This window comes from Jeotgalibacillus sp. JSM ZJ347 (assembly GCF_044383825.1).
In the GTDB taxonomy this organism is placed as follows: Bacteria; Bacillota; Bacilli; order Bacillales; family Jeotgalibacillaceae; genus Jeotgalibacillus.
Map to the genome: position 1 here is coordinate 168,474 of NZ_JBISEN010000003.1, position 19,826 is coordinate 188,299.

The 19,826-nt window shown below is 42.9% G+C and carries 32 protein-coding genes; 22 read left to right on the top strand and 10 right to left on the bottom strand.

Annotation, left to right across the window (positions count from 1 at the left end; all coding sequences use genetic code 11):
* The first annotated feature begins 15 nt into the window (after positions 1-15).
* A complete protein-coding gene (locus ACH6CZ_RS11850; RefSeq protein WP_374097662.1) occupies positions 16-603 on the top strand; it encodes a class I SAM-dependent methyltransferase in 588 nt (195 codons plus the stop codon).
* Between the two features lie 48 nt (positions 604-651).
* On the opposite strand, the gene ACH6CZ_RS11855 is transcribed toward ACH6CZ_RS11850, so the two are convergent.
* Both ACH6CZ_RS11855 and ACH6CZ_RS11860 read right to left on the bottom strand, forming a co-directional pair.
* Positions 652-882, bottom strand: coding sequence for a hypothetical protein (locus tag ACH6CZ_RS11855; protein WP_374097663.1), 231 nt, complete (start codon positions 880-882; stop codon positions 652-654).
* A gap of 167 nt (positions 883-1,049) precedes the next feature.
* Positions 1,050-1,238, bottom strand: coding sequence for a hypothetical protein (locus ACH6CZ_RS11860; protein ID WP_374097664.1), 189 nt, complete (start codon positions 1,236-1,238; stop codon positions 1,050-1,052).
* Between the two features lie 133 nt (positions 1,239-1,371).
* On the opposite strand from ACH6CZ_RS11860, the gene ACH6CZ_RS11865 reads away from it, so the two are divergent.
* The 5 genes from ACH6CZ_RS11865 to ACH6CZ_RS11885 all read left to right on the top strand — a co-directional run bounded on the left by ACH6CZ_RS11865 (position 1,372) and on the right by ACH6CZ_RS11885 (position 4,334).
* Positions 1,372-2,160, top strand: coding sequence for a putative hydro-lyase (locus ACH6CZ_RS11865; protein WP_374097665.1), 789 nt, complete (start codon positions 1,372-1,374; stop codon positions 2,158-2,160).
* Positions 2,161-2,256: 96 nt separating this feature from the next.
* Positions 2,257-2,727, top strand: a complete 471-nt coding sequence (locus tag ACH6CZ_RS11870; RefSeq protein WP_374097806.1) for a cupin domain-containing protein — start codon at positions 2,257-2,259, stop codon at positions 2,725-2,727.
* 200 nt (positions 2,728-2,927) lie between these two features.
* Complete coding sequence (locus ACH6CZ_RS11875; RefSeq protein ID WP_374097666.1) at positions 2,928-3,359, top strand: MarR family winged helix-turn-helix transcriptional regulator; 432 nt, start codon at positions 2,928-2,930, stop codon at positions 3,357-3,359.
* A gap of 20 nt (positions 3,360-3,379) precedes the next feature.
* On the top strand, positions 3,380-4,015 hold the full coding sequence (locus ACH6CZ_RS11880; RefSeq protein WP_374097667.1) for a nitroreductase family protein: 636 nt from the start codon (positions 3,380-3,382) through the stop codon (positions 4,013-4,015).
* Positions 4,016-4,034: 19 nt separating this feature from the next.
* On the top strand, positions 4,035-4,334 hold the full coding sequence (locus ACH6CZ_RS11885) for a putative quinol monooxygenase (RefSeq protein ID WP_374097668.1): 300 nt from the start codon (positions 4,035-4,037) through the stop codon (positions 4,332-4,334).
* 13 nt (positions 4,335-4,347) lie between these two features.
* On the opposite strand, the gene ACH6CZ_RS11890 is transcribed toward ACH6CZ_RS11885, so the two are convergent.
* Positions 4,348-5,058, bottom strand: coding sequence for a YqjF family protein (locus ACH6CZ_RS11890; RefSeq protein ID WP_374097807.1), 711 nt, complete (start codon positions 5,056-5,058; stop codon positions 4,348-4,350).
* A gap of 234 nt (positions 5,059-5,292) precedes the next feature.
* On the opposite strand from ACH6CZ_RS11890, the gene ACH6CZ_RS11895 reads away from it, so the two are divergent.
* Positions 5,293-6,195 (top strand): alpha/beta hydrolase, encoded by a 903-nt coding sequence (locus ACH6CZ_RS11895; protein ID WP_374097808.1) that lies wholly within the window; start codon positions 5,293-5,295, stop codon positions 6,193-6,195.
* Between the two features lie 81 nt (positions 6,196-6,276).
* Entirely contained in the window at positions 6,277-6,483 is a 207-nt protein-coding gene (locus tag ACH6CZ_RS11900) for a hypothetical protein (RefSeq protein WP_374097669.1), read from the top strand.
* Between the two features lie 30 nt (positions 6,484-6,513).
* Here ACH6CZ_RS11900 and ACH6CZ_RS11905 read toward each other — a convergent pair whose 3' ends face one another.
* Together ACH6CZ_RS11905 and ACH6CZ_RS11910 are read right to left on the bottom strand one after the other, a co-directional pair.
* Complete coding sequence (locus tag ACH6CZ_RS11905; protein ID WP_374097670.1) at positions 6,514-6,678, bottom strand: hypothetical protein; 165 nt, start codon at positions 6,676-6,678, stop codon at positions 6,514-6,516.
* A 52-nt stretch (positions 6,679-6,730) separates the two neighbouring features.
* Positions 6,731-7,624, bottom strand: a complete 894-nt coding sequence (locus ACH6CZ_RS11910) for a DUF5996 family protein (RefSeq protein WP_374097671.1) — start codon at positions 7,622-7,624, stop codon at positions 6,731-6,733.
* 66 nt (positions 7,625-7,690) lie between these two features.
* Here ACH6CZ_RS11910 and ACH6CZ_RS11915 point away from each other — a divergent pair, with 66 nt between their 5' ends.
* From ACH6CZ_RS11915 to ACH6CZ_RS11935, 5 genes are all read left to right on the top strand, one after another.
* Positions 7,691-8,023 carry a GNAT family N-acetyltransferase gene (locus tag ACH6CZ_RS11915; RefSeq protein WP_374097672.1) on the top strand — a complete coding sequence of 111 codons (333 nt, stop codon included), beginning with the start codon at positions 7,691-7,693 and terminating at the stop codon, positions 8,021-8,023.
* Positions 8,024-8,112: 89 nt separating this feature from the next.
* Positions 8,113-8,619, top strand: a complete 507-nt coding sequence (locus tag ACH6CZ_RS11920; protein WP_374097673.1) for a peroxiredoxin family protein — start codon at positions 8,113-8,115, stop codon at positions 8,617-8,619.
* A 43-nt stretch (positions 8,620-8,662) separates the two neighbouring features.
* Entirely contained in the window at positions 8,663-9,322 is a 660-nt protein-coding gene (locus tag ACH6CZ_RS11925; protein WP_374097809.1) for an SDR family oxidoreductase, read from the top strand.
* Positions 9,323-9,481: 159 nt separating this feature from the next.
* Positions 9,482-10,423, top strand: a complete 942-nt coding sequence (locus ACH6CZ_RS11930) for a sensor domain-containing diguanylate cyclase (protein ID WP_374097674.1) — start codon at positions 9,482-9,484, stop codon at positions 10,421-10,423.
* Between the two features lie 104 nt (positions 10,424-10,527).
* Positions 10,528-11,484 carry an NAD(P)/FAD-dependent oxidoreductase gene (locus ACH6CZ_RS11935; RefSeq protein ID WP_374097675.1) on the top strand — a complete coding sequence of 319 codons (957 nt, stop codon included), beginning with the start codon at positions 10,528-10,530 and terminating at the stop codon, positions 11,482-11,484.
* On the opposite strand, the gene ACH6CZ_RS11940 is transcribed toward ACH6CZ_RS11935, so the two are convergent.
* A complete protein-coding gene (locus ACH6CZ_RS11940) occupies positions 11,481-12,065 on the bottom strand; it encodes an MEDS domain-containing protein (protein WP_374097676.1) in 585 nt (194 codons plus the stop codon). The genes ACH6CZ_RS11935 and ACH6CZ_RS11940 overlap by 4 nt on opposite strands.
* Positions 12,066-12,189: 124 nt before the next feature.
* Between ACH6CZ_RS11940 and ACH6CZ_RS11945 the strand changes: the two genes are divergently transcribed.
* The 4 genes from ACH6CZ_RS11945 (at position 12,190) to modB (ending at position 14,831) form a co-directional block, all read left to right on the top strand.
* Positions 12,190-12,699, top strand: coding sequence for a GrpB family protein (locus tag ACH6CZ_RS11945; RefSeq protein WP_374097677.1), 510 nt, complete (start codon positions 12,190-12,192; stop codon positions 12,697-12,699).
* A 109-nt stretch (positions 12,700-12,808) separates the two neighbouring features.
* Positions 12,809-13,279: a hypothetical protein gene (locus tag ACH6CZ_RS11950; RefSeq protein WP_374097678.1), complete on the top strand. Its 471-nt coding sequence runs from the start codon at positions 12,809-12,811 to the stop codon at positions 13,277-13,279.
* Between the two features lie 130 nt (positions 13,280-13,409).
* Positions 13,410-14,171, top strand: coding sequence for a molybdate ABC transporter substrate-binding protein (gene modA, locus ACH6CZ_RS11955; protein ID WP_374097679.1), 762 nt, complete (start codon positions 13,410-13,412; stop codon positions 14,169-14,171).
* 3 nt (positions 14,172-14,174) lie between these two features.
* Complete coding sequence (gene modB, locus ACH6CZ_RS11960; protein WP_374097680.1) at positions 14,175-14,831, top strand: molybdate ABC transporter permease subunit; 657 nt, start codon at positions 14,175-14,177, stop codon at positions 14,829-14,831.
* A gap of 43 nt (positions 14,832-14,874) precedes the next feature.
* Here modB and ACH6CZ_RS11965 read toward each other — a convergent pair whose 3' ends face one another.
* A complete protein-coding gene (locus ACH6CZ_RS11965) occupies positions 14,875-15,336 on the bottom strand; it encodes a hypothetical protein (protein WP_374097681.1) in 462 nt (153 codons plus the stop codon).
* A 140-nt stretch (positions 15,337-15,476) separates the two neighbouring features.
* On the opposite strand from ACH6CZ_RS11965, the gene ACH6CZ_RS11970 reads away from it, so the two are divergent.
* The 4 genes from ACH6CZ_RS11970 to ACH6CZ_RS11985 are packed head-to-tail and all read left to right on the top strand — an operon-like array spanning position 15,477 to position 16,690.
* On the top strand, positions 15,477-16,193 hold the full coding sequence (locus ACH6CZ_RS11970) for an MOSC domain-containing protein (protein ID WP_374097682.1): 717 nt from the start codon (positions 15,477-15,479) through the stop codon (positions 16,191-16,193).
* A 9-nt stretch (positions 16,194-16,202) separates the two neighbouring features.
* Positions 16,203-16,358 (top strand): hypothetical protein, encoded by a 156-nt coding sequence (locus ACH6CZ_RS11975; protein WP_374097683.1) that lies wholly within the window; start codon positions 16,203-16,205, stop codon positions 16,356-16,358.
* Between the two features lie 15 nt (positions 16,359-16,373).
* The gene (locus ACH6CZ_RS11980; protein WP_374097684.1) at positions 16,374-16,571 is read left to right on the top strand and encodes a DUF4083 domain-containing protein; all 198 of its coding nucleotides are present in this window, start codon (positions 16,374-16,376) and stop codon (positions 16,569-16,571) included.
* Entirely contained in the window at positions 16,568-16,690 is a 123-nt protein-coding gene (locus tag ACH6CZ_RS11985) for a hypothetical protein (RefSeq protein WP_374097685.1), read from the top strand. Before ACH6CZ_RS11980 ends, ACH6CZ_RS11985 begins: the two co-directional genes overlap by 4 nt.
* 176 nt (positions 16,691-16,866) lie before the next feature.
* Here the strand turns inward: ACH6CZ_RS11985 and ACH6CZ_RS11990 are convergent, their stop codons facing one another.
* Positions 16,867-17,814 carry a DMT family transporter gene (locus ACH6CZ_RS11990; protein ID WP_374097686.1) on the bottom strand — a complete coding sequence of 316 codons (948 nt, stop codon included), beginning with the start codon at positions 17,812-17,814 and terminating at the stop codon, positions 16,867-16,869.
* Positions 17,815-17,915: 101 nt separating this feature from the next.
* On the opposite strand from ACH6CZ_RS11990, the gene ACH6CZ_RS11995 reads away from it, so the two are divergent.
* Entirely contained in the window at positions 17,916-18,479 is a 564-nt protein-coding gene (locus ACH6CZ_RS11995) for a helix-turn-helix domain-containing protein (RefSeq protein WP_374097687.1), read from the top strand.
* 162 nt (positions 18,480-18,641) lie between these two features.
* Here ACH6CZ_RS11995 and ACH6CZ_RS12000 read toward each other — a convergent pair whose 3' ends face one another.
* Positions 18,642-19,142 carry a DMT family transporter gene (locus ACH6CZ_RS12000; protein ID WP_374097688.1) on the bottom strand — a complete coding sequence of 167 codons (501 nt, stop codon included), beginning with the start codon at positions 19,140-19,142 and terminating at the stop codon, positions 18,642-18,644.
* Positions 19,142-19,819, bottom strand: coding sequence for a Crp/Fnr family transcriptional regulator (locus tag ACH6CZ_RS12005; protein ID WP_374097689.1), 678 nt, complete (start codon positions 19,817-19,819; stop codon positions 19,142-19,144). Before ACH6CZ_RS12005 ends, ACH6CZ_RS12000 begins: the two co-directional genes overlap by 1 nt.
* Positions 19,820-19,826: the final 7 nt, after the last annotated feature.

The window sequence follows — 19,826 nt, forward strand, 5'->3', positions numbered from 1 at the left end:
GAAAGGGTGAGGGATATGGGGAAATTATTTACTTCAGTATACGATGTTGCAATGAAACCCTTTGAAAATGCAGGTTTTGCGAGAATTCGAAGTAATCTGCTGAAGCACGTAAAAGGAAATGTGCTCGAAATTGGCTTTGGTACAGGCGCTAATTTCCCTTTTTACCGGGATGCGGCATATGTAGAAGCAATTGAGCCGAACGCTGAAATGATTGAACTGGCCTACGCTAAAATCATGCGTGCATCAGTTCCGATCCAGACTTATCAGGCAAAAGCAGAGCAGCTGCCGTTTCCTGACGAGTCCTTCGATGCGATCACCGGTACGCTTGTCTTTTGTACAATACCTGACCCGGTCAAAGCGCTACAGGAAATTAAAAGAGTCAGCAAGCCTGGCGCAACCTTTCACTTTTTTGAACATGTAAAAGTCGATCACCAAACCGCAGCCAAAGCACAAGAACTCCTCACACCTGCCTGGAAAGCCGTATGTGACGGCTGCCACCTGAATCGTCCGACGATTCAGCTTTTCAAAGAGGCGGGGTTTGAAGTGGAGAAAGTGAAGAAGTATGGCAAAGGGGTGTTTGTGGTTTTTGAGGGAAAGGTGTGAAATCGCAATCTGGGTGGGTATGATAAAAACGGCTCCACTCTAGCCCTTTTACTCCCCTGATAACCAAATCCCTGAAATGGTTTCATCCTCCTGACTCCAAAACATTAATGAAATCTTGTTTTCCTGGTCTGTATAAACTGTTGCTTTGCCGAGCCCCATTTCCCAATATGTATAACCATGATCTACATACAATGCTTTTGCTTTAGTTAATTCATCACCGTTTTTATAACCGGATGATGGTGCAGAGGCACTTTCGCCCGAAGATAAAGAAAGAACCATATTGTCATAGTTAATATTTAAATAAAAATGATCTATGGTCTGACAGTTGAATCTACTCTCTTTTCGCTTTACTCAAGGCTTCCAAGCTCATTCGACTGCTTTTGAGACACTTTTTCATATTAGTACAACCCTTCAAGCGCTTTCTCTATACGAAACTGTGAGATCCTTCATTTTGGTGCCCCCTGCTGATCAGAAGCTTTTTCTCTTCCCTTATAAATAAAGTACATACTGCCCATCAACAGGATTAATCCCGCTCCGTGCATCACATCATTTCCTAATTGCCCAAAGCTGTTAACAGTAAGGTTCATCAGAAATATGCCAAACAAAGCAATGAAGATCCCGAACGCAATTTTCATCTAACTCCTCCTCATATTCATCATGATTCTATTGTAATGGAAATAGTTAGGTAATGAAATGCCAGTTAGAGAAGGTGTGATATGATCAGGTCATGATGATATTAGATTAAGTAGAATCGGAGGAATCGACAGAATGAACATCTCAGAACTAACACCATCACAGGCGCGGGAACTGATCAGAAAAGGAGAATGGACAAAACCGACTTCAGGAATGGCGAACGGCTACATTCAGACAAATCTGGCTGTACTGCCAAAAGAGCTGGCTTTTGAATTTCTGTTATTCTGTCAGCGTAACCCAAAGGCCTGTCCGATTATTGATGTCATTGAAGAAGGATCTGCGGTTGCTGCACTTGCCGCTCCTGACAGTAATGTAAAAATGGATATACCAAAATATCGGGTTTATCGTGACGGGCAGTTTACTGAAGAGCGGAGCGATGTAACGGATATCTGGACAGATGACATGGTCGGATTTCTCATCGGTTGCAGCTTCACGTTTGAAGAAGCGCTATTGAAAAATGGGATTCCAATCAGGCACATTGAAGAAGGATGTAATGTACCAATGTATAAAACATCAATTGCCTGCACAAAAGCCGGACGTTTTGAAGGGCCGACCGTTGTCAGTATGCGTCCGATGACCGAACAGCAGGCGATCAGAGCGGTTCAGGTAACGAGTCGATTTCCATCCGTACATGGTGCACCGGTCCATATAGGAGATCCGTCTAAAATAGGCATTCAGAATTTGAACCATCCTGATTTTGGAGATGCGGTGACTGTAAAAGAAGGTGAGGTACCTGTATTCTGGGCGTGCGGTGTGACTCCGCAGGCAGTGGCCATGCAGGTGAAGCCGAGTCTGATGATCACACACTCGCCTGGTCATATGCTGATCACTGACGTGAAGAATGATGAGTTTTCCATTCTATAATTGATTCATGAACACTCTGAAAAAACCGGGCATATGATAGGTTATCACGTGTGAAAGGATTTGAGTGGATTGCACCATATGAATCAGCCTTATCAGATGATGGGTATGCAGGGGCATCACTGGACTTGTCCATGTTATGACCAGCTGAGAGACCATGGTCCTGAACCATTTGTGACAAATATTCATGAAGATGCATGTCAGAACCATGCGTTTCGCAGAGCTTTATGGACAGGGGATTATCTTCAAATCACATTAATGAGTCTGATGCCTGGGGAATGTATCGGAGTAGAAATGCACCCGAACCTTGATCAGTTTTTGAGAATTGAGTCCGGACAGGGCTTCGTTCAGATGGGGGCCGGGAAGGATGCCATGAACTACATGAGTCACGTATTCGATGACTGCGCGATCGTCATTCCTGCCGGCACCTGGCATAATCTGACGAACACAGGGTGTGTGCCGCTCAAGCTGTATTCGATTTATGCTCCGCCAAATCACCCGTTTGGCACTGTGCATCAGACAAAAGCTGATGCAATGACAGCTGAGGGTGAGCACGAAAACCATTATTAAAATGAGTTCGTATCATATCCGCTTAAAGCACAAATTGGAGTTTTGCCGCTTGTGTTTTAAGCGGTTTTTTGTGCTTTTTGTGATGTTCAGGCAAAAACGTTGACCCATCAATTAGTGATGTAATATACTCTCGAAGTCAGCTTTTACGAAAAGCTTTAACTGATTAATTGACCCCTCAATGATTATCGGAGGTGCATGCTTTGAGGAGAAATTGTTCTGAAAAAGGAAAAATTATTTATCAATTAAATGATATTTATAAATTCATGAGCCCGAAATTCGAGCAATGTACAGGGTTGAGTCAGTCGAGGATGGATTTACTTCATGTGTTATTTGAAGTGGATGAGATTAATCAATCGGCACTGCGTGAAGAAATCAGCATTGATCACGCAGCTATTACAAGGCATTTGAAACAGCTTGAAGAAAAAGGCATGGTGGCCAGAAGGAAGAATCCTGAAGATAACAGGGTTACCTTTGTCAGGCTGACGAAACAGGGAAGAGATCAGATTGATTCATTTAAAAGTGAGAAGCAGCAGTTCATTGATCGGGTATTAAAGGATTTTTCAGAGGATGAGATCAGTGATCTGTCAGACAAGCTGACAAGAATTCAGCAGAATGTAACGAATATTAATTAAGCAATAAAGGAGTTTTTGACATGAATACAACGATGACAAACGATTTTAAAGAGATTATTACGGGCAGACGCTCAATTCGGGAGTACGATCCTTCAGTGAAGATTAGTAAAGAAGAAATGACAGAAATCTTAACAGAAGCGACGCTTGCACCTTCATCTGTTAATCTTCAGCCATGGCGTTTTCTGGTGATTGATAGTAAAGAAGGAAAAGAAACCTTGAAGCCGCTCGCAATGTTTAATCAAAAGCAGGTAGAAACATCTTCAGCTGTCATTGCAGTATTTGTAGACATGAACAGTCTTGCATATATTGAAGAGATTTATGATACAGCTGTTGAGAGAGGACTTATGCCCGCTGAAGTAAGAGATCGTCAAGTGCCTGGCATCAAGGGTATGCTCAGCTCTGTACCTGAACAACAAATGAAGGAAATGAACCTGATCGATGCAGGTCTGGTTTCGATGCAGCTGATGCTTGCGGCACGTGCTCACGGTTATGATACAAATCCAATTGGCGGTTATGAAAAAGATCAGATTGCTGAAGCCTACGGCATGGATAAAGAGCGCTACCAGCCGGTTATGCTCATTTCGATTGGGAAAGCAGCAGAAGAAGGTTACCAGTCTGTCCGTCTGCCAATTGAAGAAATCGCTCAGTGGAAGTAAAAGAAAAGAGGAGATTCATATGATCATTACACTTGCACATTTACAAATACAATCTTCAAAAGAAGAAGCATTTCTCGCTGCTGCAAAGCTTTTAACAGCAGCCTCAAAACAGGAAGAAGGCAACGTTTCTTACGACCTGAAAAAAGATACAGAGCAGACAAATATGTTTACAATGGTAGAGATCTGGTCTGATATGGATGCTGTCGAGCGTCACAATGAAAGTGCACACTTTAAAGCATTTGCTGAACAGGCACCTGCATTTCTTGCTGCGCCATTATCTATTCAAATGTTTAAAGGTGAAGAACTGAATATGTCTTAATCAAAAGATCCGGCTACGTGCCGGATCTTTTTTCATCATGAAAAATCCCAATCTGCTCCGGCGGCCAGACGCGCACCTTCAGCCTTTTAGCAAAATGAAGCAGTGCCGGTTCTGATGGCAGCGTGATTCCTGCACTTTCAGCTACGTCATTTATCCGGAACGCAGCCTCTGCTTCCTGCAACGTCCACTGTTCATGAAAAATAGCACCTTTTAAAACTTTGTTACGCTTTACGGTAAATAACGCATAACGTTCAGTCAGCCAGTGGGAAAGAGATCCTTTCTCGGTCTGAAAAGGTTCTCCTGAAGGTGCATAAAGTCCATCAAATTCACCAGGTTCAGCACGCCTGTCTTTCCGGCTGCTTTTAAAATGAATCCGGTCCCCGGTGCTTGAAACTTCCATGTCTGCGTGTAAATAAGGAAGTGCATAAGACAGGTTTGCAAGCTGAACAGCAAGCGGGCTGTTGGCATCCAGACTGAAAAAGTAAATGCCGGGTTCTCCGTTGAACGTCACATAGGTTCTCACGTTCAGTTCACTGAAACGCTTTTTATATTTGATTGCGGATAATCCTCTGAAGTGAATATCACTCATTTCAAAAGGTACAACGCTGACCCAGGCCTGTCCTTGGTAAGTATCAATTTGCAGACAGTCTGGAAGAAGCTGACGAAGTTCATGAGTATCGACTGGATAATGGGCAAACAGCAGGTCATTCCAGGTCTGCCCCATAATCCATTTGCGATTTCGCTGATTAACCAAATGAATCACCACCTGCTTTCATCTTAAAAAACATATGCTGCATTTACGAATTTGGAGGTGTGGGAGATGTTTTTTTAAGCAGTAAAAGCAGATTCTTCATTCAATTAAAGTTATAATTAGATGACAAGGAAATAATGGAAGGATGTCTGGATGAAAAAGAAGTGGATTGTGATATCTGCAGTTGTGGTCGTGTTAATAGTTGTTATGTACGGTGCTGTCGGAAATTACTTTTATAATTATGCCCTTAGTGCAAAGGATGAAAAAGAGTTTTTAGAGGGGAATCCAAATCTGGCTGAAAGTGAGGCTGTGATGGCTGAAGTCGCTGAAGCACTGGATACAGCAGATGAAGCGTTCGAACAGGAGCACCAGCCGGAAGAAGTTTCGATTACTTCCAATGATGGTCTTAGCCTTTCTGCTGATCTCTATGAGAACGAAGAAGCCGGTGACGCCTGGGTGATTGTGGCACATGGTTATATGATGGATGCCTCAGGGATGACGAGGTATATCCGGAACTTTTATGAGCAGGGCTACAATGTCATTGCGCCTGACCTGCGTGGGCACGGGGACAGTGAAGGTGACTACATAGGTATGGGCTGGCATGACCGCCTGGATATGCTTCAATGGATCGATGAAGTAATAGCACTTAATCCGGATGCCGAGATTGCATTATTCGGAATTTCAATGGGTGGGGCAACAGTGATGATGACGTCCGGTGAAGACCTTCCTGAAAATGTAAAGGTCATTGTGGAAGACTGTGGTTATTCATCTGTCAGTGATGTCTTTACCTACCAGCTGGATGATTTGTTCGGACTGCCTGAATTTCCAGTATTAAATGCAGCCAATACTGTAGCGAATATTCGTGCCAATTATGATCTTTATGAAGCGTCAGCGGTTGATCAGGTTGCTAAAAGTGAAACGCCTATGCTGTTTATCCATGGAGATGCAGATACCTTTGTTCCTTTTGATATGCTGAGTGATGTGTATGAAGCGGCTGATGTGGAGAAGGATCAGCTAATTATTGAAGGAGCAGGTCATGGCGAAGCTGAAAAAGTGGACCCTGAAGCTTACTGGAATAAGGTTTGGGTATTTGTAGATCAGTATATTTAATAAATAGAAGGAATTAGCAGGGAGAAACCAGAACTGTATATAGAAGAATGGTGTCGTTCAGTCTGAAGGAGTGTGATGACTGTGAGTCCTAAAAGGTTAGTGATCTTCTGGATTATTCCGAATATCTTATTTTACATCGCCTTTATCGCCGCGCTGATTTTCGTTTTTACACAATCAGAGGAGATCAGAGAAGCAGGTCAGATGGGCATATGGGCGCTGATGATTGTAACGCTGCTAATTATCGCAGTGTTAGGAAGTGCAAGAATTAAATACTGGTTAAAACGCTAAAGAGAAGCCTGGTTTCATTCAGGCTTCTCTTTATTTTTGCCTCCGGTCTTTTACGATCATGTATAGCCCGAAAATGATGACTAAAAATCCGGCAGTTTGTATGACGATGTTGCCGGTCGGACTGACTTCATTGAATGTAAAGTTGGTCAGCACAAGACCGATGAAACAGATAAACAGTCCAAGTGCGAGTTTCATATAATACCACCCTGATCTTAATGATAACTTTATTTTAACATGTATTGACCAGCTAAGGCTGAGGTGGCATATCCAGTGGAATTTCATAATAAGAGCAGCCCTGCCATTCGAGCTCGCGAATTAAAATATGATAAGAAGAACGGAAGAAAGCCTGAATATCTGTTGGATTCATGTCATTCTCTTCTTTTAAGTGAAGGAAAAACTCACTGGCGTCTGCATTGTAATAAGCTGTCTCGGGTTCGATATCATCTTCATGCTCGAGCGGATGGAATTGAAACGGGTACGGAAGAATGAAAAATGACGGATCATCTGTGTTGTCGTCCCCAAGCCAGAACCCAAACTCAATAAAATGCTCATCAAAGGCGGCTTTTTCAATCACTTTATTTTCAGAGAATGGCTCCATCTTACCGTGAAGAATGAGCGTTGATATATCAAAGGTTCCCCAGAACAATGCAGGCATCAGCTTTCTGCAGCGATATGGACTGATAAAGGTGAGTTCCTGATGATAAGCAAATTGAAACAGCTTCAATCCTCTCAGGGCTTTTTCCTGATTAAATTCGCGCGGGATGTTGTCTTCATCAAATTTAGTCGTATAGGGCATTTCCTGTGGAGTTGTGTTGATTGTCAGGCTGATTTGATTCTTGTGAAGGACAGAAAAAATCTCTTCATAATACTCCCTGATTGATTTCTGATCAGTCATCCTGATTGTATGGAGGCTTCCGTCTACATTAATGATGATTGTAGCCTGTGAAATTGATAAATCGATTTGAAAAAAGCGGTCGTTGTACGAAAGCAGTCCAGTTGAAAAGCCTTCAGCTGTGACCGGCAGTGTGACATGGCCCCACTGAGGCTGCTGCGGCGCAGTTTTTAGCTTTATTTTCCCGAGAATTTGAGAGAGGAGATGCAGTGTAAATTTTGTTTCCTTCCATTCACTGTGTTTGATCATGGTTCATCCTCCTTCGATCGTATCCTCCTATATTCCCTGTAAAGCATCCGCGTAATCTTTCAGGGGTTGAAATTTTCACTAAAGGGAAAAGACAAATTAAAAAAGGAGGCGTGGATGATGGATTTTACATTTAAACAGGAAGAAAATCGGTTTGCAGCTTATGATCAGGAGCATAATGAAGCAGGAGAAGCAACCTTCAGCAGAGCAGGAGATAATATCCTGATTATTGATCATACAAGCGTCAAAGATAACTACAGAGGGCAGGGTGTTGCCGGGAAGCTCGTCAAACATATCGTTGAAAAAGCGAGAGAAGATCATCAAAAAATTATGCCGCTTTGCCCGTTTGCCAAGGCGGAGTTTGATAAGCACGAGGAATATCAGGATGTATTACACAGTTAAGTTGGATGATCTCTCCGGCACATTCATCTGATTGAAAATGTTCGAATCGGGTAAACACCTCACATACTGACTTTTTAAGGAGTGGTTTGGTGAGTGTATTTAAACTGAACGATCAGGCACCTGATTTTAAGCTGACAGGTCTGGATCGAAAAGAATATCATTTATCAGATATGCTTGAACAAAATGATGAGAAATGGTTTCTGCTGATCTACTTCCGCGGCTCATGGTGCCCGGCATGTATGGAGGAACTGGATGAGCTTGAAGATACAATCAGCTACTTTGACAAACATAACATCAGTCTGTTAACCATCACACATGATGAAAAGACCAGTCTGGAAAAGATGATAAAGGAACACCAATTCAGCTTTCCAGTACTGCTTGATGAAGATTTCAGCTTTTTAAAAAGCTATGACGTGTACTATCACGGTGAGGATGCGCCATATGAAGATCACGGCGAGCATGCTGAGCCGGCATATTTTCTGTTAAATGAAGAAGGGAAAGTGCTGTATCAGCAAAGGCAGACGAACCCGTTTGGCAGACCTCATGCAAAAGAACTGAGAAAAACCATTCAGTACATCAGAAAAAATCTGAAATAACAGAACGGAAATGTTTTAGTTGACCGTTAAAATGACTAGGAGGATGTTAAACGTGAAAGTATTAGTAATTGGAGCAAATGGACAGGTAGGAAAGCATTTAACAAAGATGATTCAGGAGAAAGATCACTTTGAAGCACGTGCAATGATCCGTAAAGAAGAACAAAAATCATATTTTGAGGATCTTGGCGCTGAAACTGCACTTGTCGATCTTGAAGGTGAAGTTGAAGATATGGTAAAAGCTGCTGAAGGTGTTGATGCGATTGTATTTACAGCTGGATCAGGGCCGAATACAGGCGATGATAAAACAGCAACGATCGACCTTGATGCGGCAGTTAAAACGATTCAGGCAGCAGAAAAAGCAGGCGTGAAACGCTATGTGATGGTCAGCTCATATGATACAACACGTGAAGAAATTCAGAATGCACCAGATTCATTCAAGCCTTATGTCATTGCCAAGCACTATGCTGACGAATGGCTGCGCGGCACAGGACTGGACTTCACAATCGTTCATCCGGGCGGACTTACAAATGATGAGGGTACAGGCAAAGTAAAAGCAGATGTATCAGTGGATCGCGGCGAAATTGCGCGTGAAGATGTTGCCCGTGTCCTGCTTGCCGTACTTGAAAATGATTCAACGATCAGAAAAGAGTTTCAGGTGATTAATGGAGAAATTGAAGTATCTGAAGCTATAAAAAGTTTATAAGTCAAAAAAGATGATGTCCGGTCTACTGCCGGGCATCTTTTTTAAATTCCCTGTTAAATAAATCTTCATTTATACCGCCAATATCTGGTTGCCCTGACTGCTTTAGCAGAGTATAGTAAATGTCAGGGAAAATTATGAAATAGAAGGCGGTGAGAATGGATGGACTGGATCCAAATTGTGATCTTAGCGGTAGGCATTGGGTTGTTCAGTGGTGTGGTAAATCTGGTGCTATACCTTCAGCTTAAGCAAAAATACAAAAAGCTGACTCAACAGCACCGGCAGTTCATTCATCTCGTTGAAACGCAGAATGACTTTATGTATTACGCTGATGTTTATCCGGTTGTCACATTTAAATACCTGAGCCCGTCAGCCGAAAATTTCTTTGGAAAAGGAAGCAATGACAATGCGTACCTAAGTCCGGAAGTGGCTTTTCGAGACATTCATCCGGAGGATCAGGCGCTTTTGTTAAAGAAAATTAGCGGCGACGTTGATTATAGTCAGCCGATTATTCAGCGCTGGAAGGATCATAACGGAGAATACAGATGGTTTGAGGAATACGCAACGCCCATTTATGAAGACGGCAGACTCGTTGCACTGCAGGGCATGCTCAGAAATATTGATGAGCGGATTGTCATGCAGGAAAAGCTTCAGTACCAGCTCTATCATGATAGTTTAACTGATCTTTACAACCGTACATATTTTAAAGAGGTATTTACTAAGCTCGACCAGGATGAGTCGCAGTCAGCCGGATTATTACTGTGTGACCTTGACCAGCTGAAATTTACGAATGACACATTTGGACATTCAGTGGGTGACCAGCTGATTAAAAGAGCCGCTGATCAGTTGAAAGCTGCGACAGGAGATGAGGCAATTACGGCCAGAATCGGTGGAGATGAATTTGTTGTATTAATGCACAATATTGATGAACAGGAACTGCTTGACCAAATGGAACGGGTCAGAAAGACCTGCAGGGAAGCAGAAGTATTTCTGTCAATCGGAGCCGCTTTCACGCCATCATCAACAGGACAAATGACATCCTTGTTTTCTGAAGCGGATCAGAATATGTATAAAGATAAAGAGGTCAACAGACAGTGTATATAATATAAATATCATGCACCCTTCCTTCTTCAACAGATTATTGAATGAAAGAAAGGGTGCTTTATGTTTAAATTAAGGAAATAGACAATGAATGGAAGGTGTTTTTGATGAAAATCGGAGTAATTGGCGGAGGGATATCAGGTCTGATTGCTGCACGAAAATTACAGTCTGAAGGCCATGAAGTGGAAGTGATTGAAAAAAGCAGAAGCGTCGGTGGACGCTTGGCAACTAGAAGAATCGGGGAAGGGCAGGCGGATCATGGCGCAGTCTATTTCACCGTACGCGATGAAGCGTTTGATCTGGAAGTACAGGAATGGGTATTAGCTGGTGTAGTGAAGAAATGGGCTGCAGATCCTCATCCGAAATATATTGGAACAAACGGTATGAATAAACTTGCAAAGTTTCTTGCTGAACCGCTGCATGTTCATTTGAATGAGAAAATAGTGAATGTGACTGCTACAGAGGAGGGGATGACATTAACCGGCTCAGCGTGTTATGAGTATGATGCAGTCTTGCTCACAGCACCACTGCCCCAGGCAATGGAGCTTCTTGAAGCATCAGATATTCTGCTGACAGAAGAAGATAAAAAGCTGCAGTCCTACATATTTGAACCTGCATTTGTCGGGTTAATTGAATTAGCGCATAATGTGCCGACAGGAGAATATGGACTGCTGGATCAAAACCTTCCGGATGAGGTCTTAAAAATCGTGAATAATTTTGAAAAAGGCATTTCTAAAAATCCGATCCTGAGCATATATATGACGGGTGATTGGAGTGAAAAGTGGTATGAACGTGAGAATGAGGCAATCGCTGAAATTGAGCGTCTGTTATCACAGGAACTTGGAGAATTAAAAGTTGCATCTAAGCAATTGAAACGCTGGCGCTATGCACAGGCGAAGCAGGTGTTCGAGGCACCTTTTTACAAGTTGAGTGATCAGCCGGTATGGCTTTGCGGGGACGTGTTCCTGCGACCTGATGATCCATCCGGGAACACCAGGGTTGAAAGTGCTTATTGGTCCGGTCTAAAAGCGGCAGGAAATCTGCTGGACAACCTCCGGCGTTAACGCTGAGAGACCCTTTTTTTAACAGTCAGTGGGTCAGGTACAGAGGTTAACAAAGGATTTTCTATCAGCTTATACGGATGAGTATGAATCAGCATGGTTTCAAGCTGAATCGGCATATTTGCTTTTTTATAAGCGCAGATTAATGGAAATTGAAGCTCATTCACCGCATGATCAATAATTTTTTCGAGGTCATCAATCAGGTGGTGAGGTTCTTCCATTGAGCTCCACTCTACATGCGCCCAGGAGCGAAAGGCTTCCTGATTCTCTAAGTAAGGCTGGACTGTTTTTTCGAAGTAAGCTGCGATCGCTGGCGGGTGATAGCTTCCAGACGAAAAGTAAAAGTCAAAGCTGTTAATAAAATGAATGAATTCCATGTCTTTTTTTGATAAAAGAGGCTGGAGTTCTTTTTTGATTTGACGATATATACGTTCATTCTCAATTAAAATAATCGTTTCTTTTGCCTGAATACTGTCCAGAATATAACTGACAACGGTCTGTAGATACGTTTGCATGGCACCGTAGGCATAAAGAACATGGACATTTCTTTTCGTTTCAATTAGGTCTGGAAGTGAATGTTTCATCTGATCATCCTCCCTGAATAAATCTTCATTTTTCATTATACTAGAGTCATAACCTTTACACAAAACTATTTCGAGAAAAGAAACTTAGCTTAGAGGATGGATAAAATGAAGGGAGAACACAGGAATGAAAGTGACTGTAAGCTCATATAATCATAAGTGGCCAATGTTATTTGAAGAAGAAGCTGAAAAGATCCGATCTATTTTCAAAGACGAACTGATTGATATTCATCATATTGGAAGTACATCAGTACCCGGTCTTCAGGCTAAGCCGATTATTGATATGATGCCTGTGCTAAAAGAAATCGCAGAAGCAGATCGCCTGGCAGGTGAAATGGAAAAGCTGGGCTATGAGGCTTTAGGAAAATACGGACTTCCAGGCAGACGATACTTTAGAAAGGGGAAAGAAAAGCGGACCCATCATGTTCATATGTATGATCTGTCTGGTCAGGATGAAATTGATCGGCATGTGGCGGTGCGGGACTATCTCATGTCGCACCCGGAAGAAGCATTACGATACGGGAATCTTAAGCAACAGTTGGCTGAATCTTATCCAAGAGACATAGAAGCATATATGAACGGCAAGGATCAGTTCGTGAAAAACTTGGAGCGAAAAGCGATGAAGTGGAGGGAATAATACAAATCATTACAATTATTACAAAAAGATTAAATTAATAGTAATACAGTATATTGAATATTCTAAAAGATGTAAAATAGGACTAAATATACAATGAAAGGAAAATGATATGGGAATTGATCAGAAAGTTCATTCGCAAGTTTCCGCGATGCCGCTGTCAGTAGAAATGATTTTAGACATGTGCCCACCTGAAAAAAACTTTCGGCTTTACCCGGCAAAGGAATTACTTGAATCATGGACTTCAACAATGGTTTCACTTCTGAACGCCTCTGTTCACCGCGGATATGGACTCAGCATCAAAGAAGAACGTGAAATCTCAGTACTGACTTCACATATCATCGTCCAGGGTTATAAAGCCACCTATTTAACTCAACTCACGACCTACATTAGCCTCCAGACAGAAAAATTTCTAAAAAAATATGCACGATTAATTCATCCTTCAGCTAAAGAAGTATTAAATATGATTGAACTTGTGCATCAGTTTGAGGCACGGTGCAAATTAATGATCAATCGCAAAGCAAATATCGTACTCATGCCATCAATGAGCTATCGTGAATCTGCATGTACACTCGCAGACTGAATCATCTGCTAGAAACCTTTCCATCCTAAATGGAAGGGTTTTTCTTTTGAACAGGCAGAGTACAAGGGGCTGACCCAGTCCTGCGTAATTCTGCTATACTTAATGCAACTTATTTTTGGAAGGAAGACTTGTGATGAAAAAATTATTTTTGAGTCTGGGTGCGCTTCTGGTTGCAGGTGGCTGTTCAGCTACGCAGGAAGAGAGTAAAAGCAGTGAATTAACAGTATCTGCTGCTGCAAGTCTTCAGGATGTCCTTGGAGAAATTGAAGCGCAGTTTGAAGAGGAAACTGGGATTGAAGTGACATTGAATTATGGAAGCTCAGGGAGTCTGAAGCAGCAGATCTCACAGGGTGCGCCTGTTGATCTATTTATTTCTGCCGCTGAAAATCATTTTGATGAGCTGGTTGAAGACGGTGTGATCAGTGAATCAGAGAGCGTCAGGTTAATAGGAAATGAACTTGTGCTCGTCGTACCACGGGATGATTTTGATATTGCAACATTTGAAGGTTTAACTGAAGTGGAAAGCTTATCAATCGGAACCCCTGAAACTGTTCCGGCGGGCATGTACAGTCAGGAAGTTTTTGAGGAGCTTGGAATCTGGGAGGATGTGCAGGAACAGATTGTTTTTGCAAAAGATGTTCGCCAGGTTTTAACATACGTTGAATCAGGCAATGTGGACGCGGGCGTAGTCTATCAATCAGACGCACTGGCAGGTGAGCAGCTGAAAATTGCTGCAGTTGCACAAGAGGAGTGGCACACGCCAATTGTGTATCCGGCAGGAATCATAGAAGATACTGATTATCGTGAAGATGCTGAGGCATTTTTTGAGTATCTGCAGAGTGAAGAAGCGATGGCTCTTTTCGAAGAGCTCGGTTTCAAAAGGCTGAACTAACTTATGCCTGTTGATTTTTGGTCACCGCTTAGATTATCAATAGAAATTGCATCGGTTGCGAGTCTGATTGTACTGATGCTTGGACTGGCGGCCGGCAGAATGATGGCTGTACGCAATTTTAGAGGAAAAGCCGTTGTTGAAACATTGTTTTTACTGCCGCTTGTGCTGCCGCCGACTGTTGTGGGGTTCTTTTTAATTGTAATTTTTGGCAGGAACAGCCCGGCAGGTCAGGCGATTGAATGGATTTTTCAGCAGCCGCTTATTTTTACATGGTGGGCAGCAGTGACTGCCGCTGTTGTTGTTGCATTTCCACTAATGTATCAGTCTGCTAAGACCGGCTTTGAGTCGATCGATGAAGAAATCGAGCATGCAGGACGCGTGGATGGAGCGGGTGAGTGGAAGCTTTTCACCTACATATCCATTCCGCTTGCCTGGAAAGCGATTATTGCAGGGTTTATTTTAAGTTTTGCCCGCGCGCTTGGTGAATTTGGTGCAACGCTCATGTTTGCCGGGAATATTCCGGGACGGACACAGACCGCTTCCACAGCGATCTACCTGGCAATTGAATCAAGCAATATGCAGATGGCCTGGCTGTGGGTTGCGAGTATGGTTGGGATTTCATTTGTGATGTTGGTGCTTGTGCAGGGGCTTAGAAGGTAATAAAACAGCATTCGTCACCTCAGACGAATGCTGTTTTTAACTTTTAGGCATCTGGTATTGGGTAGTTTTCGTTCAAATAGTCGAGATAATCCTGAAGTTCATCACGCATATTCAATAGATTTTCGTAGCGATCTTTGCGTTCATCAGGGGTTTCTACTTCACCGAACTGATAAAGTTCCAGTCTGATATCACCGAAAATAAAACGCTTTTCCTGAACCTCCTCATCATCCATATCAATCAGCATAACTGTTCCGTTGCTGTGCAGTACAATTGCACGAAGTCTATCGTTATATTCGTCTGTCAGTTCATCTGACCATTCCGCATCTATTAATGGTTTCTGATAGGCAAGGAAACGATCAAGGTGCATTAAAAAATTTTGCGTCATAATATATGTCTGATAATAAATTTCCTGCTTTTGTGATTGGTATTGAATATATAAGCCGATCGTCGTAGCGACAAATATAATCAATAGTGGAAGTGTCATCTTCTTTAAGACGTTTTTCATTACGTAAGTCAGTCTCCTAACAATCTAATCTGATCGTGCACGAAGCAATAAATGTGTTTAAAAGAATAACATAGTTATAGAAAAATTTGGTGGTTAATTGTGATAAGATCAAAAGAAATAAATCCGGGGGAGGAATGATGATGGAACAAATTGGTATAATTGGCACGATTATGCGTCACCCGGTCAAATCACTGAGCGGCGAACAGGTGAAGTCCACGAAGCTGATGGCCTATGGTGTTTATGGAGATCGCAGTCATGCGCTTTTAGAAGAAGGAAGTTATCATACAGCGACTCAAAATCCTAAGATGGTTGGGTATAGCGCTGTTTTTGAAGGAGAAGAGTCTGAGGATCAATATCCAAAAGTACGGATCACTGCACCAGATGGCCGGGCTTTTTACTGGGATGAAGATGTGTGTCTGGATGAATTTCAGAAACTTGCAGGCAAGTCTTTGAGAAAAGAAGTGTATTCGCCTGAACACGTTCCGCTTGGTGCAATAGAAGAAGAGCATGTTTTGATTGTTAATGAGAACTCAGTGAAAGCGTTGGAGGACGAGACGGGGAAACTGATTGACTGGAGACGATTTCGGCCAAATCTAGTCGTTTCACTGAATGATGAGATCCCTTTTTCAGAAGAGCACCTTGCAGGGAAGAGACTACTGATCGGATCTGCTGAAATTGAAATCGTCAGACCTTGTGAGCGCTGCAGTATTATCAATATTGATCCTGTGACAACAGCGATTGATCCACTAGTGTTAAAAACGGTTTATCAAAAACACGGGAACAACTTTGGCATGTATGCGACTGTGAGGAAGCCGGGTGTCCTATCAATGGGTGATGAGATTATAAGATTGGAGTGAATATGAGTCATGGGTATCGTATTATTTTTTATCGTACATCTGATCATTGGCTTGGGGCTGATTTATTTCAGATCAAAATTGCCTTCCGTTCTAGTGACGTTTGGTGTGGTTTTTCTAGTGATGAGTGTACTGTATTGGGGACGGGTCATCATTGATATGAGTTGATTGGAGGGGATTTAAATGGATGGTTTTAGCCTTGGGGATATGATTTTTCAGCTCGTAATGTTAGGGTTCATTGCTTTATTTATCATTTCATTTAGTCTGTTTATCAGAAGAATGGTTGTTACGAGAACTGTACAAAACAGACAATCAGATGAGACGAATGAAAAGCTGGACCGGATTATTTCATTGCTGGAAGAAAAGCAGGAGCAGAAATGAGATCAGAGCAGGAAATGATGGCGCTGATTTTAGATTTTGCGAAGAAAGATGAACGGCGGATGCTGCATTTTATCAGGCGTGTACGGGAGCTGCCGGTTGATGCGGAGGAGATTTTTTGAGCAGTGTTGTGGTGGTTTGGGGTGGGTATATTGTCACTATTCTATGAACCACCCCGTTTTTTCTAAGAACTCTGTATGTTTTTCTAAGAACGTCAAATGAGATTCTCCGAACAAGCCACGTAGTTCTATGAACATCAGCTATTTTTCTACGAACCACCGAATCGCGCGAGCAAAAATCAGCTCCCTTTCACTACAACCACCCTGCGCCCAGCTACTCTCATATTCAATGTATGCACCACAATCCCAACAACGATCAGTCCGATTCCGGCTGCTGCAACGCCTGATGGCAGCGGGCTCGATAAAAGGATAGCCTCTCCTGCAATCACAAAAAGAACCTGCGTTGCCTGCGTGGCTTCTACTGCAGCAAGATTTCCCTGATCATGCCGGACGCTGTTTGTTGCAATGAAAAACAGTGCAGTGGCAATAATGCCGGAGCTGACTGCAACAATAAATGTCTGGGTGAGCTGTCCTGATGAAGGTGGCCCGGTTTGCACCAGCCCAATCACGCTTAAGAGCAGCCAGACAGGAAGGCTTGCCAGTGTCATACCAAGAATGCGTTGAAAAGTATCCAGACGCTCCCCGCACAGTTCCATCATTTTGCGGTTCCCAAGCGGATAGCAGAAGGCTGCAACCACAACAGGCAAAGCGCCTAGTACTAATGCGGCAACGCTCATCTGATCAGCCTGCTGAATCTGGATCAGCACCACTCCTGCCAGTATGATACTTGAAATGAGTAATGCCCTGAATTGAATAAAATGTCTGCTTCCGTCAGGCTTCAGAAAAAGAGGTGCCAGCAGCAGTCCCGCAACAATCGTGAATTGCCATGTTCCGGCTACAAGCCAGCCCGGACCGTATGCCGCTGCATATGTCAGAGGCGCATAGAACAACACAAAACCAACGACACTCCACTTAATCCACTCGAACGGATGCTTGTTCATTTCACTCAACAGCTCACGAAGATTTCCTCTTAAACCCACAATCACCACTAAAAACGGCACCATAAAGATAAACCGTAACGAAGCACTCCACAGCCAGCTGCCTCCATCCGCTTCCATTGAACGATTCAATATAAACGTCACTGCAAAAAACATAGAAGAACAAATGCCAATTAATAGCGCTTTCATATAGAACACCTCTTTTGATAATATATAAGTGATATAATGTATACTATAATATACTTTTCATAAAAGAGTGCAAGCTTTATTTAACAAAAGGAGGAACTGAGATGCCACATGTAAGTCCTGATGATTTTACAAAACAGGTCGGGAAGGTCCTCAGAAAACTGAGGAAAGAAAGAGAGATGACGCTTGAGGAATTGGCGGATTTGACAGGGGTCAGTAAGTTGACGCTTGGAAAAATTGAACGCGGTGAAGCGAACCCTTCACTCACAATTATCTGGAAGATTGCAAACGGACTGCGCATCCCGATTTCATCATTGCTCGTGGAAAGCCAGGAGGTTACGCTACTTAAAAAAAGCGGAAACAGTGTGATGAGTGAAAATCATTCATTGAAGCTTGAGCCGGTTTTTACCACGCAGGTCCAGGGTTTAATTGAATCTCACAAAGGGTTTTTACATCCTGAAAGCATCTATAAAGCTGAGGCTCACCAACCGGGTGTGAAAGAATATATAACGGTGATGGAGGGCAAGGTGACAGTGCAGGTAGGTGAAGAGGAGTACCAGCTTGAGCGGTTTGATTCTATTAAGTTTAATGCGGATCAGCCGCATGCTTATATCAATCACGCCGGGGAGACAGCTGTTTTGCATTTCGTGATGATGTACACGATCTGAGATTTATAAATTCAGTGAACAATCAGATATTTTAGTGCAGGTCTTTTGTTATTTATTGGTGTTACTGCTTATCAGTTCAAAAAAAAACTTCATGAATCGTGAAAAGTCATGATCACATAAAAGCGTACCGGGTGCTCAAGATATCCGGTACGCCTGCTACTCCTATCCATTCACCTTCACCGTACGCCTCGCAGCAGTTGACTGCTTGCGTCCGCGCACTTTTTCTTCCAGCGCGGGTCCAAGCTGGAACAATAAGACCCCTGCAGAAATCAGCAGCACACCTAAAAACGACTGGAATGTAAAAGGTACCTGCTCCAGTCCGAACCATCCAAGCGAATCCCAAACGAGTCCGAAGAAAATTTGTGAGACCATAACAAGTGAGATTGCACGTCCCGGACCAAGCGACTGAACGCCCTGCGTGACACATGCGACGACACCAACCCCAACCACGCCGCTGAACCAGAACCATAAATCTGCTTCAAAGCGAAATAATGCGGTTCCTTCAAATACAAGCCCGGCTGCGAATGAAGCAAGAAACCCGAGTGCAAGGACAAGCATCGTCGTTGACCAGACGCTGACCTGCTTTTTCACGTTCGCGTTAAAAGTATTTTGAAGGCAGACCAGTGTTCCGCCTAATAAGGCTAGTAAAATTCCTATGACCATCAGAATGCCTCCTTTTCATAAATGTTTTCACCGGCGAGTTCAAGTAGCGCCTGGCGATTTAAAATCTCAATTGACCCCCGCTTCTTTACGATCCAGCCGTTCTGCTGGAATTGCTGAAGCACTCTGTTCAAATGTCTGTAGCTTGTGCCGATCAGATCTGCAATATCAATCAGTGAAGCAGATGTGATAACAGGTTGAACGGGTGTCATGGAAAGCAGATAGCTTGCAAGCCGGACGTCAACTGGATATAGCAGGTTAAAATTCATTGTGTGTGACTTCATTTCAAATTTCTTTGTCACTGTATTAAGCAGAAACTGCAACCACGGCGCATGCTGAGCCATTTCTTTTCGCAAAATGGCATAAGGGATTTCAATTACGGTTGTTTCCATGACACTTTCAACAGTGTTAATAAGTGGGCAATCCCTTACATACTCAATATCACCGACAATATCAAGCGGTGTTTTGAAAGCAAGAATCAGCCGCTTTCCTTCCGGTGTCAGCATCGAGACTTTCAGTTTCCCGTCCACTAACAGGTGCATCTTGTCTGACTTTTCACCCTGCGAAAACAACCGCTCTCCGGCTGCATAGGTCTCCAATTTCATTGAATCACAAACTTTTTGAGTGAACAGTTCATCAAGCTGATACGTTTTCAGATAATCCTTAAGCTGCTTTTTCATGATGCCT